At 37.5% G+C, this 17,147-nt stretch carries 16 protein-coding genes and 1 other RNA gene; all 17 read left to right on the forward strand.

Annotated elements, in window-relative coordinates:
- The first annotated feature begins 33 nt into the window (after positions 1-33).
- The 17 genes from aspS to AN161_RS20595 all read left to right on the forward strand — a co-directional run bounded on the left by aspS (position 34) and on the right by AN161_RS20595 (position 16,921).
- A complete protein-coding gene (gene aspS, locus AN161_RS20515; RefSeq protein WP_053596187.1) occupies positions 34-1,803 on the forward strand; it encodes an aspartate--tRNA ligase in 1,770 nt (589 codons plus the stop codon).
- A 139-nt stretch (positions 1,804-1,942) separates the two neighbouring features.
- Positions 1,943-2,140: non-coding RNA, 6S RNA (ssrS, locus tag AN161_RS27775), on the forward strand.
- A 501-nt stretch (positions 2,141-2,641) separates the two neighbouring features.
- Positions 2,642-3,805, forward strand: a complete 1,164-nt coding sequence (nagA, locus tag AN161_RS20525; protein ID WP_053596189.1) for an N-acetylglucosamine-6-phosphate deacetylase — start codon at positions 2,642-2,644, stop codon at positions 3,803-3,805.
- 25 nt (positions 3,806-3,830) lie between these two features.
- Positions 3,831-4,553, forward strand: a complete 723-nt coding sequence (locus tag AN161_RS20530; protein WP_053596259.1) for a GntR family transcriptional regulator — start codon at positions 3,831-3,833, stop codon at positions 4,551-4,553.
- A 4-nt stretch (positions 4,554-4,557) separates the two neighbouring features.
- Positions 4,558-5,277, forward strand: coding sequence for an SIS domain-containing protein (locus AN161_RS20535; RefSeq protein ID WP_053596190.1), 720 nt, complete (start codon positions 4,558-4,560; stop codon positions 5,275-5,277).
- Between the two features lie 17 nt (positions 5,278-5,294).
- Entirely contained in the window at positions 5,295-5,564 is a 270-nt protein-coding gene (locus tag AN161_RS20540; RefSeq protein WP_053596191.1) for an HPr family phosphocarrier protein, read from the forward strand.
- Positions 5,558-7,276, forward strand: coding sequence for a phosphoenolpyruvate--protein phosphotransferase (gene ptsP / locus AN161_RS20545; RefSeq protein ID WP_053596192.1), 1,719 nt, complete (start codon positions 5,558-5,560; stop codon positions 7,274-7,276). The genes AN161_RS20540 and ptsP overlap by 7 nt, the downstream gene beginning before the upstream one ends.
- A 41-nt stretch (positions 7,277-7,317) precedes the next feature.
- Positions 7,318-8,493 (forward strand): GNAT family N-acetyltransferase, encoded by a 1,176-nt coding sequence (locus tag AN161_RS20550; protein ID WP_053596193.1) that lies wholly within the window; start codon positions 7,318-7,320, stop codon positions 8,491-8,493.
- Between the two features lie 272 nt (positions 8,494-8,765).
- Entirely contained in the window at positions 8,766-9,077 is a 312-nt protein-coding gene (locus tag AN161_RS20555; RefSeq protein WP_049667707.1) for a PTS sugar transporter subunit IIB, read from the forward strand.
- 13 nt (positions 9,078-9,090) lie between these two features.
- Positions 9,091-9,411, forward strand: coding sequence for a PTS lactose/cellobiose transporter subunit IIA (locus AN161_RS20560; RefSeq protein ID WP_053596194.1), 321 nt, complete (start codon positions 9,091-9,093; stop codon positions 9,409-9,411).
- A gap of 50 nt (positions 9,412-9,461) precedes the next feature.
- Positions 9,462-10,790: a PTS sugar transporter subunit IIC gene (locus tag AN161_RS20565; RefSeq protein ID WP_053596195.1), complete on the forward strand. Its 1,329-nt coding sequence runs from the start codon at positions 9,462-9,464 to the stop codon at positions 10,788-10,790.
- Positions 10,791-10,815: 25 nt separating this feature from the next.
- Positions 10,816-11,898: a MupG family TIM beta-alpha barrel fold protein gene (locus AN161_RS20570; protein ID WP_053596196.1), complete on the forward strand. Its 1,083-nt coding sequence runs from the start codon at positions 10,816-10,818 to the stop codon at positions 11,896-11,898.
- A 33-nt stretch (positions 11,899-11,931) separates the two neighbouring features.
- Positions 11,932-13,119: a BadF/BadG/BcrA/BcrD ATPase family protein gene (locus AN161_RS20575; protein ID WP_241774611.1), complete on the forward strand. Its 1,188-nt coding sequence runs from the start codon at positions 11,932-11,934 to the stop codon at positions 13,117-13,119.
- A 443-nt stretch (positions 13,120-13,562) separates the two neighbouring features.
- A complete protein-coding gene (locus AN161_RS20580; RefSeq protein WP_053596197.1) occupies positions 13,563-14,324 on the forward strand; it encodes a tRNA threonylcarbamoyladenosine dehydratase in 762 nt (253 codons plus the stop codon).
- 427 nt (positions 14,325-14,751) lie between these two features.
- The gene (locus AN161_RS20585) at positions 14,752-15,138 is read left to right on the forward strand and encodes a hypothetical protein (protein WP_053596198.1); all 387 of its coding nucleotides are present in this window, start codon (positions 14,752-14,754) and stop codon (positions 15,136-15,138) included.
- A 171-nt stretch (positions 15,139-15,309) separates the two neighbouring features.
- Positions 15,310-15,861 (forward strand): hypothetical protein, encoded by a 552-nt coding sequence (locus tag AN161_RS20590; protein ID WP_241774612.1) that lies wholly within the window; start codon positions 15,310-15,312, stop codon positions 15,859-15,861.
- Positions 15,862-16,201: 340 nt separating this feature from the next.
- Entirely contained in the window at positions 16,202-16,921 is a 720-nt protein-coding gene (locus AN161_RS20595) for a hypothetical protein (protein ID WP_053596199.1), read from the forward strand.
- Positions 16,922-17,147 lie beyond the last annotated feature (226 nt).

The following is a 17,147-nucleotide window of genomic DNA, read 5'->3' on the forward strand; positions in this document are numbered from 1 at the left end:
GATAGGCAAATAAATTTTGGAGGAATTAAATAAATGGCAACAAGAACACATGCTAGTAACGAGCTTTCAGAAGCATTACAAGGCGAAAAAGTCGTATTAAAAGGTTGGGTACAACGTCGCCGCGACCTTGGTGGTTTAATTTTCATTGATTTACGTGACCGTACTGGAATCACACAAGTTGTGTTCAGTCCAGATGTTGCTGAGGCACATGCTTTAGCTGATAAAGTGCGTAGTGAGTACGTAATCGAAGTGGAAGGAACAGTTATTCTTCGTGCAGAAGATCAAATTAACCCCAATGTACCTAACGGAAAAATTGAGGTGGAAGCGACAAAATTAATCGTTATTAATACGGCAAAAACAACACCATTCCAAATCGAAGATCGCACTGACGTATCTGAAGATTTACGTTTAAAATATCGTTATCTCGACCTGCGACGTCCTGCTATGTTTGATACATTTAAAATGCGTTCAGACGTTACTCGTACAATTCGAAACTTCTTACAAAACGAAGGCTTTTTAGAAGTAGAGACGCCAATTTTAACGAAATCAACTCCTGAAGGTGCTCGTGACTATTTAGTACCATCACGTGTTCATGAAGGTGAATTCTATGCATTACCACAATCACCTCAGCTATTTAAACAATTATTAATGGTGGCTGGTTTTGAGAAGTACTTCCAAATTGCACGTTGCTTCCGTGATGAAGACTTACGAGCTGACCGTCAGCCAGAGTTTACACAAGTTGATATTGAAACAAGCTTCTTAACACAAGAAGAAGTTTTAGAAATGAACGAACGCTTAATTCAATCTGTTATGAAAGAAGTAAAAGGTATTGATATCCCTGCTCCATTCCAACGGATGAAATATCAGGAAGCGATGGATCGTTACGGCTCAGATAAACCAGACGTACGCTTCGGTTTAGAACTAGTCGCATTAAACGATATTTTTGATGGCTGCGATTTCAAAGTATTTGCTGATACAGTAGCACAAGGTAAGCAAGTAAAAAGTATCAACATTAAAGGTGCGGCAGATAAATACTCTCGTAAAGACATGGACGAACTAACAAAATTTGTTGGTATTTACGGAGCAAAAGGTCTTGCTTGGTTAAAAGTAACTGAAGAAGGCTTAAACGGACCAATTGCAAAATTCTTTGACGAAGCATTAGCAGCTGCATTAATCGAACATATGAAAGCTGAAGTGGGCGATATTTTAGTATTCGTAGCTGATAAAGCGTCTGTTGTAGCAGCATCTCTAGGTGCACTTCGTACGAAATTAGGTCAAGATTTAGGCTTAATCGATGAATCACAATTTGCATTCCTATGGATTACGGATTGGCCATTATTTGAGTACTCTGAGGAAGATGGTCGTTACTATGCAGCACATCATCCATTCACACGTCCATTCGATGAAGATATCCCGTTAATGGATACTGATCCTTCGGCAGTCCGAGCACAAGCATATGATATCGTATTAAACGGTTATGAGCTTGGTGGGGGTTCATTACGTATTTATGAACGCGATCTACAAGAAAAAATGTTTAAATTACTTGGCTTCACAGAAGAGGAAGCTAAGGCACAATTTGGTTTCTTATTAGAAGCATTTGAATACGGTGTGCCACCACATGGAGGTCTAGCATTTGGTCTTGACCGTTTCGTAATGCTACTTGCGGGCCGCAATAATTTACGTGACACAATCGCCTTTCCGAAAACAGCTAGTGCTAGCTGCCTAATGACAGAGGCACCGAGTGGAGTGTCTCCTGAACAATTGAGCGAGTTAAGTCTAGGAATCAAACCATTCAGAAAATAATTAATACGTCTAAATACCTGGATTCTCTAGCAAAAACTGTTGAGAATCTAGGTATTTTTTGCGTTTTCGCAAGAATTTAGATGTTTCAAAAGAAAATTGTTTGAATTATCAGAAATATAGTGTTATTATAACTGTAATACGAATCCTGATGTGTTTGTCTTACTGCTAACTCTACTTAACAGTTTTGACCGAACACTATAGAATTGGGAGCCTTCATTTTGTAGTCGCAAACAAGCCCCATCGGAGCGGGACGTTTAAAGCTGCAAAGCGGGCACCCCCCTGCGAATTGCGGGTTCAAAACGAATGTTCTTGGCATAACGGCACAATTGGGATTCGTCATACATAATTAATAAGCACAAAAGGAGCATTGAAATAGCTCCTTTTTTACTGCATGTAAATGGTTATCTACAAAGAGACAACTGCTTGTGCAGTACTTAAAATAGAACAAATTTGTTGATTGGAGTGAAGGCTGGGAGACTCCTTGGGGATCAGCAATAGAAGAACGAAGGCTACAACCATCACGTCCTGTGATAACGCCTTCGTGACCAACAACGGTGCCGCTGCCGCTTCGCCTTCGCGCAAAAAACATCTGTTGACCCGAGACCCTGGAGCGAGCATCGCGAGTGAAGCGGCTCATTGGACGCCCCCAGAAAAGCGCTTCAGCCAGAACGGAGATCAACTCCACGTTATGATAATTTAGCTAAAAATTTAGAAAATACGAAAAAATACTTTTTATTTTTGTAAAAGCGTATATAATTGGTATAGACAACTATACCAAAAAGATTGGTAGCTTGTTAACTTCAGCAAAGCTCCTCAAAAAAGCTTAGGGGGTGATCTATTGAAGAATACGCTTTTAATATCTAATGTTACGATAGTCAATCATGATGAAACACCGTTTAAGGGCGACTTATTCGTTGATAATGGTAGGATTGTTAAAATAAGTCATAACTTATCTGATAAGGCCGAGCACTATATAGATGGAAAAGATAAAAATTGGTTACTGTTACCCGGCTATGTTGATATGCACATACATGGCTCTGCTGGGCATGATGTGATGGATGCTACGCAATTAGCTTTACATCAAATGGCACGCTCTTTAGTTCAGGAAGGCGTTACAGGCTTCCTTGCTACTACTATGACGCAATCTATAGAAGCAATTGAAAGCGCTTTAGCTAATGTTGCCCAATTTGAAAATAATGATGATGAGGCAAGCTTATTAGGTATACATGTAGAGGGGCCATTTGTATCGAAAAAACGGGCAGGCGCTCAGCCAATAGAGTACATTATTTTACCGTCTATTGAGCAATTCGCATCCTGGCAGAAAATAAGTAAGCAACGCATTAAACAAGTAACAATTGCTCCTGAGGTAGAGGGAGGTTTTACGTTTATTGAAGCATTAAAGGATTTAAATATTATTGCTTCCATTGGCCATTCAGACGCAACAATTGAGGAGGTGGATAGGGCAGTAGCATTGGGAATAAGGCAGGCGACACATTTATATAACCAAATGCGCCCTTTCCATCATCGCAATCCAGGTGTCGTTGGAGCAGTGCTTTTAGAGGATCAGGTGAAGGTCGAAATTATCGTAGATTTCGTGCATAGCCATCCTCAAGCTGTAAAACTAGCGTATCGTATGAAAGGCGCAAAGGGCATTATTTTAATTACCGATGCGATGCGGGCAAAAGGCTTACATTATGGTGATTATGATTTAGGTGGTCAAACCGTTCATGTTTCTAAGGACGGAGCTCATTTATCTAATGGGGCTTTAGCTGGTAGTGTGTTAACGATGGAACAAGCAGTAAAAAATATGAAAGCAATCACCAATTGCTCATTGCAAGAAATTGTCGCAATGTCCTCTACGAATGCTGCTAAGCAATTACAGCTTGCAACTAAAGGTCGTATTGCAGAAGGCTATGATGCAGATTTTGTATTACTAGATGAAAATTTAAATGTACAAAAAACTATTTGTCGAGGTAAAGTTGTATTTGAGAAATGTAAGTAAAGATGCGATAAGGATGGTGCAAGACTTGTTAGATAAAAATTCTCATATACCTATCTATATACAAATAGAAGAGATCATTAAACAACGTATTTATTTAGAGGAATACAAAATCGGTGAAAATATACCTTCTGAACGAGAGCTTTCTATGCAGTTTGATGTTAGTAGAATGACTGTTCGTCAATCGATTACAAATTTAGTCAATAGCGGATTGCTGTATCGTGAAAAAGGGAGAGGTACATATGTCGCTAATCCAAAATTAGAGCAACCGCTAAAAGGATTAACAAGTTTCACAGAGGATATGCGGGCTAGAGGAATGGAACCAAGCAGTAAAGTTTTACGCTTTGAAAAAATCGTACCACCCGCTGATATTGCAAGAGATTTAATGTTAGAGCCAGGCGAAGAGGTATTCTTCGTTGTACGAATTCGTAGTGCAGATTCCAAGCCAATGGCAATCGAAAGAACGTATATTCCGGTAAAAGTATATCCTGAATTAGATGAAAAGAAAATAATGGGATCATTGTATGCCTTAATTGAAGCAAAATTCCATCAAAAAATTGGAAACGCTATTCAGCAAATGGAGGCAGCAATTGTTTCGAAAGAGGATAGTAAATTTCTGCAAATTAATCATACTGCACCTGTGTTAATTATTAAACGTACAAGTTATTTATCAGATGGAATTCCGTTTGAGCTTGTGCGAAGTACTTATCGAGCTGATCGATACAAATTCATTAGTGAAATTAAAAGGTGATCCTATGGATGCATATTTTCTAGAAATACAAAAACTAATGCAGGTCGTGAAGGAGCAAGAATATGCTCAAATAACAGAAGCCGCTCAATTAATTGTGCAACGGCTTCAACGCGGAGGGATTGTCCAATTATTTGGTTGTGGCCATTCTCACCTTTTAGCACAGGACGCATTTTATCGTGCGGGAGGGCTTGTACCTGTACGTCCTATAATTATTGAACCCTTAACATTACATGCAGGAGCTATGACATCATCTACAAACGAGAAAGACCCGACTATAATTGAACAATATAAAGATCATTTTGATTTTCATGAAAATGATGTTTGCATTGTTATATCGACATCTGGGAGAAATCAAGCGCCTATAGATGTAGCATTTTTAGCGAAAGAATCAGGGGTACTTGTTATGTCTCTGCAATCTCTTGCTTACCGTGAACAACCGACACGTCATCGAAGTGAGCAGCGCTTAGAGGATGTAGTGGATCTAGTTATCGATACGCATATACCAATAGGCGATGGTTTGCTTCGTCACAATGAAATACAGTATGCACCATCCTCTACAGTTATTGGTTCTATTATTTTAAATGCATTATTCAGTGAAATCATTGAGAACATGGCAATATCTGTCGAAGCATTACCAGTTTTTAAAAGTAATAATGTTGATTCGGATTTGTCTCATAATGAGACCATGATTGCCTATTATCAGCATCGTATTAACTTTAAATGACAAGCGGAGGGATATCGATGAAGAAATTGTTTAAAATAACAACGCCAGAAGGATTACATGCTAGGCCAGCAGCGTTACTTGTAACTGCTGTAACACCATTTGAGTGTGAAGTTCAGTTAACCTATAAAGAGAAATCGGTCAATTTAAAATCAATTATGGGCGTTATGGCACAAGGAATAGCACCTGAAAGTATTGTAGAAATTTCAGCAGAGGGACCCGATGCTGAGCAGCTTTTTCAAACAGTAACAGAACTAATTGTTTCTAAAGGAATTGGTGAGGAATGTTAGAAATACAAGGAATTGCTGTGTCTGAGGGCATTGCCTTTGCGAATGCTTATTGTTTAAAGGAACCAGATTTATCTTTTGAGGCGGTGAAGGTCACTGATGTACATGCTGAACTAGAAAGATTCAAGGCAGCTATAGTGAAAACGAAAGTGGAACTTCAAGAAATCTATGAAATAGCTCAGGAGAAATTTGGTGCTGAAAAGGCTGCCATTTTTGCGGCACATCTATTAGTGCTAGAAGATCCTGAAATGCTGGCAGCTATTGAGGCGAAAATTCAAACAGGGATGAATGCTGAATTTGCATTAGATGAAGTATCAACTATGTTTATAGCTATGTTTGAAGGGCTAGACAATGTCTATATGCAGGAGCGAGTTGCCGATATTCGAGATGTCTCTACACGAGTATTAGCCCACTTGTTAGGGGTTGAAATGGTGGATATGAATCGTTTAACCTCTGATGTTATTATCATCGCTAAAGATTTAACACCGTCTATGACTGCGATGCTAGATACAAAGTATGTAAAGGGCTTTATAACGGATATTGGTGGCAAAACATCTCATTCTGCTATTCTCGCACGAACATTAGAGATTCCAGCGGTAGTAGGGACGAAACATGCCACGCAAGATATTCAACATGGAGCACCGATTATTTTAGATGGAACGAATGGCAAGATTATTGTCAACGCTACATCGGAAGTATCTAGCTTTTATAGGCAGCAGCAACATTTACACAATGAAGAGCATGAAGAACTTCTTCAGTATCGTTCGTTACCAAGCTTAAGTGCGGATGGATTTTCTATAGAAATTGCTGGGAATATAGGAAAGCCAGAAGATGTGGATATGGTCACAAATGCTGGTGGAGATGGTATTGGCCTGTTTCGTACGGAATTTTTATATATGGGACGACAGGAGCTACCTACAGAGGAGGAGCAGTATCAAGCATATAAAAGCGTACTTGAGAAAATGCAAGGCAAGCCAACGATTGTTCGAACATTAGATATTGGTGGCGATAAGCAACTCCCTTATTTGAAGCTTGCTACTGAGATGAACCCTTTTCTTGGCTATCGAGCGATTCGAATCAGTTTAACGCAACAAGAAATATTTCGTGTACAGCTTCGCGCATTACTAAGAGCAAGCGCTTACGGCCATTTAAAAATTATGTTTCCAATGATTGCTACATTGGATGAATTTAAAATGGCGAAGGCAATTTTGCTTGAGGAAAAACAAAATTTGGAAAGTGACGGTTATCCTGTGTCTGAAACGCTTGATGTAGGGATGATGATTGAAATTCCGTCGGCTGCCATCATTGCAGATATATTTGCAAAGGAAGTGGATTTTTTCTCAATTGGAACAAATGATTTAATCCAGTACACATTAGCAGCAGATCGGATGAACGAAAATGTTTCTTATTTATACCAACCGTACCATCCTGCTGTTTTAAGACTTATAAAAAATGTCATTGATGCAGCAAAGCACCATGGAAAATGGGTAGGCATGTGTGGTGAAATGGCAGCAGATGAAATAGCATTACCGATTTTACTTGGGTTTGGACTAAACGAGTTTTCCATGAGTGCTTCCTCTATTCTAAAGACTCGTGCGCATATCGCCAAGCTTTCGAAACAGCAGCTAATGCCACACAATGAACGTATTTTACTGTTATCCACGGCCTCAGAGGTTGAGGAATATGTGAAAAATAATCTATTAAGCTTATCTTAAATTGCACGAAAATTCAGTATTGAAAAGGGGTGATCTAACATATGGTAATAAAAATAATTCCACCAAAAGATTATTTACAGGTACATCAATTAAGAGATTATTGTTTTCCAAATAAGTATACGGGTGCACGGCGCGATGATTTTCACTATTGGGTTGAGCATAGCACAACATTAGGTGCTTACGATGAACATAAAGTAGTTGGTCAGTTATTAATATTGCCACTTAATATGATGATACATGGTGAAAATTATAAGATGGGCGGAATTGGTTTTGTTGCAACCTATCCTGAATATCGACAACAAGGTATTATCAAAAAGCTTATGACAGAGGCACTAAAGAACATGCAAGAGAATGGGCAAAGCATTTCTGTGTTAGCACCATTTTCGGTATCCTTTTATCGTTACTTTGGCTGGGAATTATTTTTTGAGAAGCTATATTACACCATTCCGCAATTGATGTTTCCTTCTTTCGGAAAACAACTAGATGTAGTAAAACGTATGAGCTTTGAATGGCCAGATCGTGATCTTTTTCAGGCGATTAAGGGTTTTCATAATGCACAAGCGTTCATTAATAATGGAAGTATGCTTCGAGATGATGCTTGGTGGAAAAGAATAGAGAGAAGGATGCCCGATAGTCATTTTGCGGCATATTTTAAGGACGATAAAATTGCAGGTTATATTCGCTATATCATTCAGGATGGAACATTTGAGATTCATGATTTTATAGCTGAAGATTTACTAGCAGAACAAGCCATTTGGCGTTTTATAACGTCACATGCTGCGAGTGTAAGCAGCATTAAAGGAGTTACCTCTAACGACCATCAATTTGGCTTCTATTTTAAAGAACCACAGTTTACAAGAGAGGTCGTTCAGGATGTGATGGTAAGAGTAGTAGATGCTTTGCGGTTTATGCAACATTATCCGTGGGGCGATATTCATGAGCCGTTATATATTCAAATTGAAGATACGTTTTGTAGTTGGAATGATCACGTATATAAAATAAATAAAAATGGAGATGTCTCGATAATTGAGACAAATTCTATCCCAGAAATGCATATGTTAACATTACCAATTAATCTTTTTTCAGCGATGATGGTTGGCTATCTTTCGGTAAAGGATGCAGTCTTGTATGCAAATAAACAATTGGCTGATGAGATTATTAATCGATGGCAAATGGCATTACCCGCCGATAAGCCAACCTTCTATGAGTACTTTTAATAACTAACGTTCTAGTAGGGTTATGAACTAAAAAAAATTTTTGAATTTTTTTCTGGACTATACCAGTTGAGCAAATCCTTTTATTTGTCTATAACAAAGATATAGCCCAATTTTTGAAGTCCTTTCATTAGGTAGTAAATGGTGTAAAAAGCATATTGTGGTATATACCAATAGGTGCTATTCTCAAAATAAGAAAGCGATTTCATTGTTAAAAAATCACCAAATTAAAGTAAGTTAGAAAGACGAACTTAATTATGAAAAGGAGTGTTTTTATGAAAAACATTATGCTAGTGTGTGTAGCGGGTATGAGTACTAGTTTACTAGTGTCAAAGATGCAAAAAGCCGCACAAGAACAAAACATTGAGGCGGATATTTATGCGATTGCTGAAGGTGAGGTTGACAAAGTATTAGCTGCTAAAACGGCGGATGTGTTGTTACTAGGTCCACAAGTCCGTTACTTAAAAGGGACATTTGAAAAAAAATACAAGGCAATGAATTTTCCAATTGATGTCATCAATATGGCGGATTACGGCATGATGAATGGTGAAAATGTTTTAAAGCAGGCGTTACAGTTGATTGGTTAAGGGGGCGACGACAATGGAAGAAACAGTTTTAATGGAATCCATTATGGGACTGATTGTGCATAGTGGTAATACGAAAAGTGAGTGTATGGAAGCTATTCAGCTAGCAAAAAAAGGACAGATTCAGAAAGCAAAGGAAAAAATACAATTAGCTAATGATGCATTGATTGAAGCGCATCATTCTCAGACGGCTCTATTATCACAAGAGGCAAGGGGAGAAAAAGTAGAAGTATCAATGCTGTTAATTCACGCGCAGGATCATTTAATGAATGCCATTACGTTTCGTGATTTAGCAACTGAAATGATTGAGTTGTATGAGCGAATCAAAGGGGAATAGGGGAATAGCATCAAGCCTGATGTCACAATAAAATAAAGGGAGTGTGTGAAATGTTCCGTTTTTTAGAAGAGAAATTCGTGCCAGTTGCTGCAAGAGTAGGGAATCAGCGTCATTTAGTTGCCATTCGAGATGGATTTATTACGATCATGCCATTGACAATTCTTGGAACACTCGCGATTCTTGTTAATAATTTGCCGATCAAATTTTATCAAAATGCGCTCGATGCTATCTGGAAGCATGAAACTTGGACACAGTGGGGCGGCAGTATCTGGGGAGCAACATTCGGAATTCTCTCACTGTTATTGGCCTTTTCAATTTCTTACAATCTTGCCAAAAGCTACGACAAAGATGGACTTTCTGCCGGGGTAATCGGCCTTTCAAGTTATATGACATTTGGTACCTTTGGTGATGGCGGATTAACAGGGTTAACAACAGGTACTGGTGGTTTATTTATAGCCATGATTATTGCTTTGCTCTCAACTGAAGTATTTTGTAGATTGGCTGGCAATCCTAAGCTACTAATTAAAATGCCGAATGGTGTACCACCGGCTGTTTCAAAATCATTTGCAGCGTTACTACCTGCTATGATTACAATTGGTTTGTTTGCTCTAGTTCGTACAATCATTTCGGCAGGCTTCGATCTTCCTGATATTGTCGGTTCTTTCTACTCTGCAATTCAAGAGCCGTTTATGGGCTTAACGAATTCATGGATTGCAGCTTTACTTTTAGCATTCATTCCTACGTTTTTATGGACATTAGGTGTTCATGGTGCTAACATTATCGAACCATTTATGCAAACAATAAATTTACCAGCTATAGAAGCGAATGTAAGAGCGATTTCATCTGGTGAAGTAGCACCATACATCGTAAATAAACCATTCTTTGATGCCTTCATCAATATGGGTGGTTCCGGTACGACAATAGCACTTATTATTGCTATATTCATTATCTCTAGAAAGAATAAGCAATATAATACCGTCGGAAAATTGTCGGCAGCACCAGGGCTTTTCAATATTAATGAACCATTACTTTTCGGTCTTCCAATTGTGTTAAACCCAGTATTATTTGTACCGTTTATTTTGACACCAATGATTAACGTAACAATAGCTTTCTTTGCAACGAAGTGGGGCTTTGTGCCGGCAGCTACAGTTGCACCACCATGGACAACGCCACCGATTATAAATGGATTTTTAGCAACTGCATCTTGGCGAGGGGCAGTGCTTAGTATTGTCTTACTTATTATAGCTGTATGTATCTACTTACCATTCTTATCAATGGCAAATCGTATGGCGAAGCAGAATGAACAGTCATCTGCTGAATCAGAAACTCAAAACGAAAAGCGTGTTACAGAGTCAGAAAATCAAAAAGTAGAAGTGTAAATGTGAACTAACGGAGGTATTTAAATTGAAAAGATTAGGGATTTCACTATATCCTCAGCATAGTACACTAGAAGATATGAAGCGATATGTTCAGCTCGCTCATGACAATGGTTTTGATCGAATATTTACATGTCTTATGTCATTAAATAACGATCAGGAACGACATAAATTACTGCAAATAAATGAATTTGCGCAGCAGCTAGGCTTTGACATTTCAGCTGATATTGCACCAGCTGTTTTTGAAGATTTAGGCTTAACCTATAAAGATATTAGTTACTTTAAGGAGCATTATCATTTAGCGGCATTACGCTTAGATATGGGCTTCTCTGGCCAGGAAGAAGCGTTTATGTCTCTTGATGCTAGTAATTTAAAAATAGAGTTAAATATTAGTAACGGCACGAAATATGTAGAAAATATATTATCCTACCAACCGAATAGAGATAATATTATTGGCTGCCATAATTTTTATCCAAGACGTTTTACAGGTCTTTCACGTCAACATTTTTTACAAACGTCTCAACAATTTAAAGCTAATCATATTCGAACAGCAGCTATGATTTCATCGCAGCATGCCATGTTTGGACCCTGGGAGAAAACCGAGTATGGCTTGCCAACATTAGAAGAGCATCGACATCTGCCAATTACTGTGCAGGCTAAGGATTTATGGCACACTGGTTTAATAGATGATTGTATTATTGGCAATATGTATGCTTCGGAGGAAGAAATACGTGCATTAGGCCAATTAAATCGCTATAAGCTAGAGCTGAAGATTGAGCAGTTTGCTGAGACGTCTATTTTAGAAGAAGCGGTACTTTTTAAAGAGCCACATTTTAATCGTGGGGATGTTTCTGAGTATGTAATCCGTAGTACACAATCTCGTGTGAAATATAAAAATGGTGACTTCCCTGCACATGATATCTACCCATTAAAATTTGGGGATGTGACAATCGATAATAATTTAGATGTACGTTATAAAGGTGAGCTACAAATTGTTTTAAAGGAAATGCCGAATGTCGGATCAACAAATGTTGTTGCGAGAGTTGTAGAAGAAGAAAAATTCTTATTAGCACAGATTCAGCCATGGGCATCATTTAGCTTTACGAAATGATTACAGAAGAAGGGATTAAGCCATCAGCTGATAGTGCTTAATCCCTTTTTTATCTTCATTCAGCAAGTGTTTTCTGTAGCGAAAGCGAAGCGACAGCAACAAGTGTTTTCTGAGCGAAAGCAAAGTGACAGCTCCAAGTGTTTTCTGAGCGAAAGCAACAAATGTTTTTTTGTAACGAAAGCAAAGCGACAGCTACAATTACACCAATGCGAAATTGATGGAGATGAAAGGAGCATAGTTATGTATGTATTAGCGATTGACGGTGGTGGAACGAAAACGTCTGCAGTAATTTGTGATGAGCAAGGCAATATTTACGCCAAAGTAGTAACTAATCGTAGTAACCCAACAGCAATGGATGTTCAGTATTTTAAGTCAACGATTCACGATATACTACAGAATTTACAACAACAAAATCCACAAGTATTTGCAGCCATAGATAGTTGTTTTGCTGGCATGGCCGGGGTAAAGGAGCTACAAGCAGAGGAAGTTGTAGTATCAATAGTACGCCAATATGTCGATAAAACAGTAGCTATTTTTGTTGATAATGATGCCTTAATAGCACTTTACGCAGGCACACTTGGGAAGGCAGGTATTGTGCAAATTGCAGGGACAGGTGCTATCACAATGGGTTATGATAGTGAGCAACATTTTCATCGAGTAGGGGGCTGGGGGTATCTTTTTGATGATGAGGGAAGTGGCTATGATTTAGGCGTTCAAGTGCTGAAAACTATTTTTCAAAGCTATGATGGAAGAGGAGACTCAACAGCTTTAACAGACGTTGTTTTACGTTATTTTTCTGTGGAAAATGTACCACAATTAATAGAGTGTATTTATGGAGCGGAGCATCCTCGGACAGTAATGGCGCCGTTAAGCAAATATGTTTTTGATGTAGCAGAAAAAGGAGATCATGCTGCCATTAGCATCATTGAAGATGCTTGTAAGAAATATTATGTAGCGATCAAAGCATGTTACTTTCATATGGCTTGGGAACAAGGGAACGTACCTGTCGTATTAGTGGGTGGCGTCTTTAATAATGAAGCTTTCTTTATACCTAAATTACAGCAATTCACACAAGCTGATGAGCTACCATTGCAATTTTTGACACCAGTTTTACAACCAATAGGTGGGGCAGTAATAGCAGCTTTCAAGCAAATAAATGTTCAGCTCGGTTCAGATTTTGTAGAAGCTTTTCTAAAAAATTATGAACAGGTAGGAAGTTAATGAAAGCGTCGGGACTAAAGGCAATTGAAGTAATCTTATTTCAATTGCTCTTTTTACTTTAAGTAGAGCGGATGCATAGTCTTTTATATTCAGGCCAAACTTACTTTTACATATAAAAAGTATTTTGATGAGGAATTCTTTTTTCTAGTTATAATTTTCACTTGAAGAATATCATGATAAAATGTAATATAGGTTTGATTTTATCTTAGTATATAACTAGGTTTACTAATAAAGTGAAACTATAATCAGTAGGGGTGCTTCATCTCCCGCTGATTATAGTCTTCACCATTCAGGTATTTACGGGCAGTTAATCTCCCACCTAACTTCTTTACTTTCACTGAATTTTAAGGTGGAAGTTTTGTACCTGGCGCTTCGCTTTCGGTACAGATAAGTTACTGCCCGTTAGAGCGGGATAAAAAATTCGATAGATGGAGAGTGTAAGGATGTTACATCAATTTTCACGTAACGAGCTCGCAATAGGAACAGAGGGACTCGAAAAATTAAAAAATACAACAGTAGCCATTCTTGGTGTAGGCGGTGTAGGCTCATTTGCTGCTGAGGCATGTGCACGAAGTGGTATTGGCCGCATTATTTTAGTAGATAAGGATAATGTAGATATTACAAATGTAAATCGTCAATTGGTTGCCTATCTTTCAACGGTCGGTAAATCAAAGTCAGGTGTCATGAAAGAGCGTATTGCTGATATTAATCAAGAATGTGAAGTAATTGATATGCATATGTTTTACACCGAGGAAACATATGAGGAATTTTTCGCGCAGGGCATAGATTATGTTATTGATGCGAGTGACACAGTGAAGTATAAAATTCATATTGTGAAGGAATGTCTAAAGCGCAATATTCCAATTATATCGAGTATGGGTGCAGCCAATAAAATGGATCCGACTCGTTTTAAAATTGCGGATATTTCTAAAACGCATACGGACCCATTGGCAAAAGTAATTCGTACGAAATTACGGAAGGATGGTATTCATAAAGGAGTAACGGTTGTATTCTCAGATGAGAGTCCTATTGTAGTTCGTCCAGATGTTGTGGAGCATGTCGGAAAACCAGATGCAGCCATCCGTAAAGCAAAAATGCCTCCATCTTCCAACGCTTTTGTTCCTTCAGTAGCAGGCTTAATTGCTGCAAGCTGGGTAGTGAATACCATCTTAAAAGATGTAAAAATTACACGTGTACAAGGGTAATACAACTTAGCGAAATCTGATATGTCGATAAACTTAAATAGTTAGGCGATAAATTCAAAAAGTTGGGCGATAAATTCAAAACTTTCATCGATAAATTAACAATATTTATCGATAAACTCAAATAATTTCTCGATAAGAATAAAAAGCGAAGAAATTCTAGAAGGCCCGTTATGAGAATGAGCATAGAAGTAGCTGTCTCACTTTAAGACAGCTGCTTTTTCTATGTTACAATGGGAGCGTTATTTGCTAGGATATTCATATTGAACGTTTGGGAAGCTTCACATTGTGCTCGCAGAAATAAAACGACGGATAGAACAGAACCATCAAAGTGACGGATAGAACGTCAGAAAGAGAGGTTCCGGAACGATTGGAGAAGCTTCGTATTATGACTCTCTAACATTAAACCTATAAAAGGAGGCGTTTTATAATGGAGCAAATCTATCAAATGGAATATAGGGGCTTAAATCTATTCGATGAAATAAGCACAGTAGAATTAGCTATTGATGAAGAAGGGCAAACGATACACATTTTTGATATTGGACAGGTTGTTAGCCCTATTTTTAATTTTGATGTTTCTGCTTACGAACTATCAGAAGGCTTTTACAAAATGGCGGATATACTTCGACATAAACGTATATTGACAAATCAACAGCCAGGTAGTGAGCTAACGCTTAGTGAGTGGTTAATTGCAAACAATGCCTATTTTTATATACCACAGAAAAGAATAAAAAAATATGCGCAAGGAAGTATTATAGAAATTGTTGATCGGACGAAAGAGCAAACTTTATTTTATGATTATGTACAAAGGATATAATTTTACCAAAATTGTTCGCATTATGTGCTCGAAATGCTATTAATTCACGAAATTGCCTTATTTTGTTCATGTGTTCACTTCTTTATTTGGTTTATTGCTATAATTTAAATAATTCCAATAGATAATAAATCAGTTTGTTTGGAATGTACAGGACTGCTTAGGTGAGTAGGAATGACGTTTAAAAAACAAATGAGAACATGGGAGAGTGGTAAAGTGGAAATTCAAGTAATTCGTGATCATTTAGATATTGTAAAACTTCAAGAGAAAATGAATACAATTGTATTTGACTATTTGGATACATCTAATAATTATCCAAAGGCTATGAGGGAACTAAATCCTTTATACACACAAGTTACTACATTTTATAAAGAGTATGTTGACAGTAAAGCGGGTGAATTACCGGGTGCCAATACATACTGGCATTTATTTATAGATTGTAGTGCAAAGCTCTGCTATTTTTTAGCGGAATCAATGTATTATTCATCCAATGAATTACAAAAAACACCTGAAAAAGTTGAGCAATTATTAACGATTGCTGCCTTTTCTTTACCTAGCATTGAACAAGAAGAGAATGAACAATTATTATTGGCAATTTTCGCACTTTATAGTGAAGTCGTGGAAGATGAAGAGAAAATAGCATCACTACGAAATGCAGTGCTTGAACAAAAAGGCGCAGTCAAACAATGCTTGCAACAATTTAAACTATTTGTTGATAATGAATAATTTCTAAGGGTGATGTAGCATCACTTTTCAGAAAATAGAATAACAATCTAAAATCTGCTTACTTTATGCGGTTTAGCCTCCATTCCTTACAGCGCTCGGCTTTGTGAGGGAATGATTGGGCTTCCACTTCGTAAAGTTTTGCAGATTTTTTTGTTAATGTTAATAGATTATTGTGGAATGGCTGTCGTAATAGTGTCAAAATTTTATTGTACGGAAATAAAAAAAGGACTTTTTGCTTAAAAGGTATTTATAGATTTTTGTCGAAATATAGTTAAAAAATTGAAAATCTGTGTGTTAGGTTTATCAATGCTGTAAGAATTTATAGGAAGGAGGCTGTGCAATGTTAATAAACGGTATTGAAATTGATTTGGTGAACTTAGAAAAACCACTCTTATTAGGGAGTGAGGATGAGGAACTTTTATTTCTGCGGCTTATACAACCAACACTTGAAAATGAGCTTATCCAATGTCAATTAGCTCTCTCGACAAGAAAATCTATTTCATTAGTAAGGGATTTTTGGTTGGCTATGTATAAGGATCGAGAAAAATTATATATCAACAGTGGACATGCGCTCCTGTATCCAATTCGTTTAATCATATTTGAGCAGGTGACACAAGCGGAATACTTTAAACGTTTGTCGAAAAAATCTTTTGGAGATGAACGTCTTTCACTTATTTATGCCGTTGTCCTATTACAATTTGTTTTGCAGTGGATAAAGGAACGATTTAGTGATAACAAAGAGGTTTATGAGGCATTAAAATTATTATACAGAACTACAGATGATAATGTAGATGATGATCAAACCTCTCCATCAAGGGAGCAATCGATTGGCCAAGCAGTTGCTGTAAAAGCAATTCGCTTTGAAGTAAGGGAGAATTCACAGGAGTTTGCTAGTCTACTCTATCAAACCTACAATTTTATTAATTATTTACATGATAAAGAAAATGAAAAAGAGGAGAAAGAAACGAATAAATTACCATCGTTGAGAAATGTGGAAGATACATTGAACCTATTTTACAATAAGCGCTATACAACAAATAAAGTAACCTTTACAGGATGATTGCCTAGCTGTCAATCCTGTTTCTTTGGGAAATTAATTAAATCGAAGAGATATAAATCGTTGAACATTAAGAGATAATCTATGAAAGCACATGAAGCGAAATATGAGCGAAGATGACGCTCATATTTCGCTCGCGGAAATCGTCTCTTATGAGTAGAATGTGTAGCACGGTGAAGAGACCTAAAAATAAGGTGCTCCTGGTTTTAGTTGAAGTGCCTTATTTTCA

The organism is Lysinibacillus sp. FJAT-14222, assembly GCF_001278875.1.
Taxonomy (GTDB): Bacteria; Bacillota; Bacilli; order Bacillales_A; family Planococcaceae; genus Lysinibacillus; species Lysinibacillus agricola.

Excerpts from the sequence above, each read along its gene's own strand:
- aspS (WP_053596187.1), top strand. The coding sequence starts at position 34 with ATGGCAACAAGAACACATGCTAGTAACGAGCTTTCAGAAGCATTACAA.
- AN161_RS20535 (WP_053596190.1), top strand. The coding sequence starts at position 4,558 with ATGGATGCATATTTTCTAGAAATACAAAAACTAATGCAGGTCGTGAAG.
- AN161_RS20540 (WP_053596191.1), top strand. The coding sequence starts at position 5,295 with ATGAAGAAATTGTTTAAAATAACAACGCCAGAAGGATTACATGCTAGG.
- ptsP (WP_053596192.1), top strand. The coding sequence starts at position 5,558 with ATGTTAGAAATACAAGGAATTGCTGTGTCTGAGGGCATTGCCTTTGCG.
- AN161_RS20550 (WP_053596193.1), top strand. The coding sequence starts at position 7,318 with ATGGTAATAAAAATAATTCCACCAAAAGATTATTTACAGGTACATCAA.
- AN161_RS20555 (WP_049667707.1), top strand. The coding sequence starts at position 8,766 with ATGAAAAACATTATGCTAGTGTGTGTAGCGGGTATGAGTACTAGTTTA.
- AN161_RS20560 (WP_053596194.1), top strand. The coding sequence starts at position 9,091 with ATGGAAGAAACAGTTTTAATGGAATCCATTATGGGACTGATTGTGCAT.
- AN161_RS20565 (WP_053596195.1), top strand. The coding sequence starts at position 9,462 with ATGTTCCGTTTTTTAGAAGAGAAATTCGTGCCAGTTGCTGCAAGAGTA.
- AN161_RS20580 (WP_053596197.1), top strand. The coding sequence starts at position 13,563 with ATGTTACATCAATTTTCACGTAACGAGCTCGCAATAGGAACAGAGGGA.
- AN161_RS20585 (WP_053596198.1), top strand. The coding sequence starts at position 14,752 with ATGGAGCAAATCTATCAAATGGAATATAGGGGCTTAAATCTATTCGAT.
- AN161_RS20590 (WP_241774612.1), top strand. The coding sequence starts at position 15,310 with ATGACGTTTAAAAAACAAATGAGAACATGGGAGAGTGGTAAAGTGGAA.
- AN161_RS20595 (WP_053596199.1), top strand. The coding sequence starts at position 16,202 with ATGTTAATAAACGGTATTGAAATTGATTTGGTGAACTTAGAAAAACCA.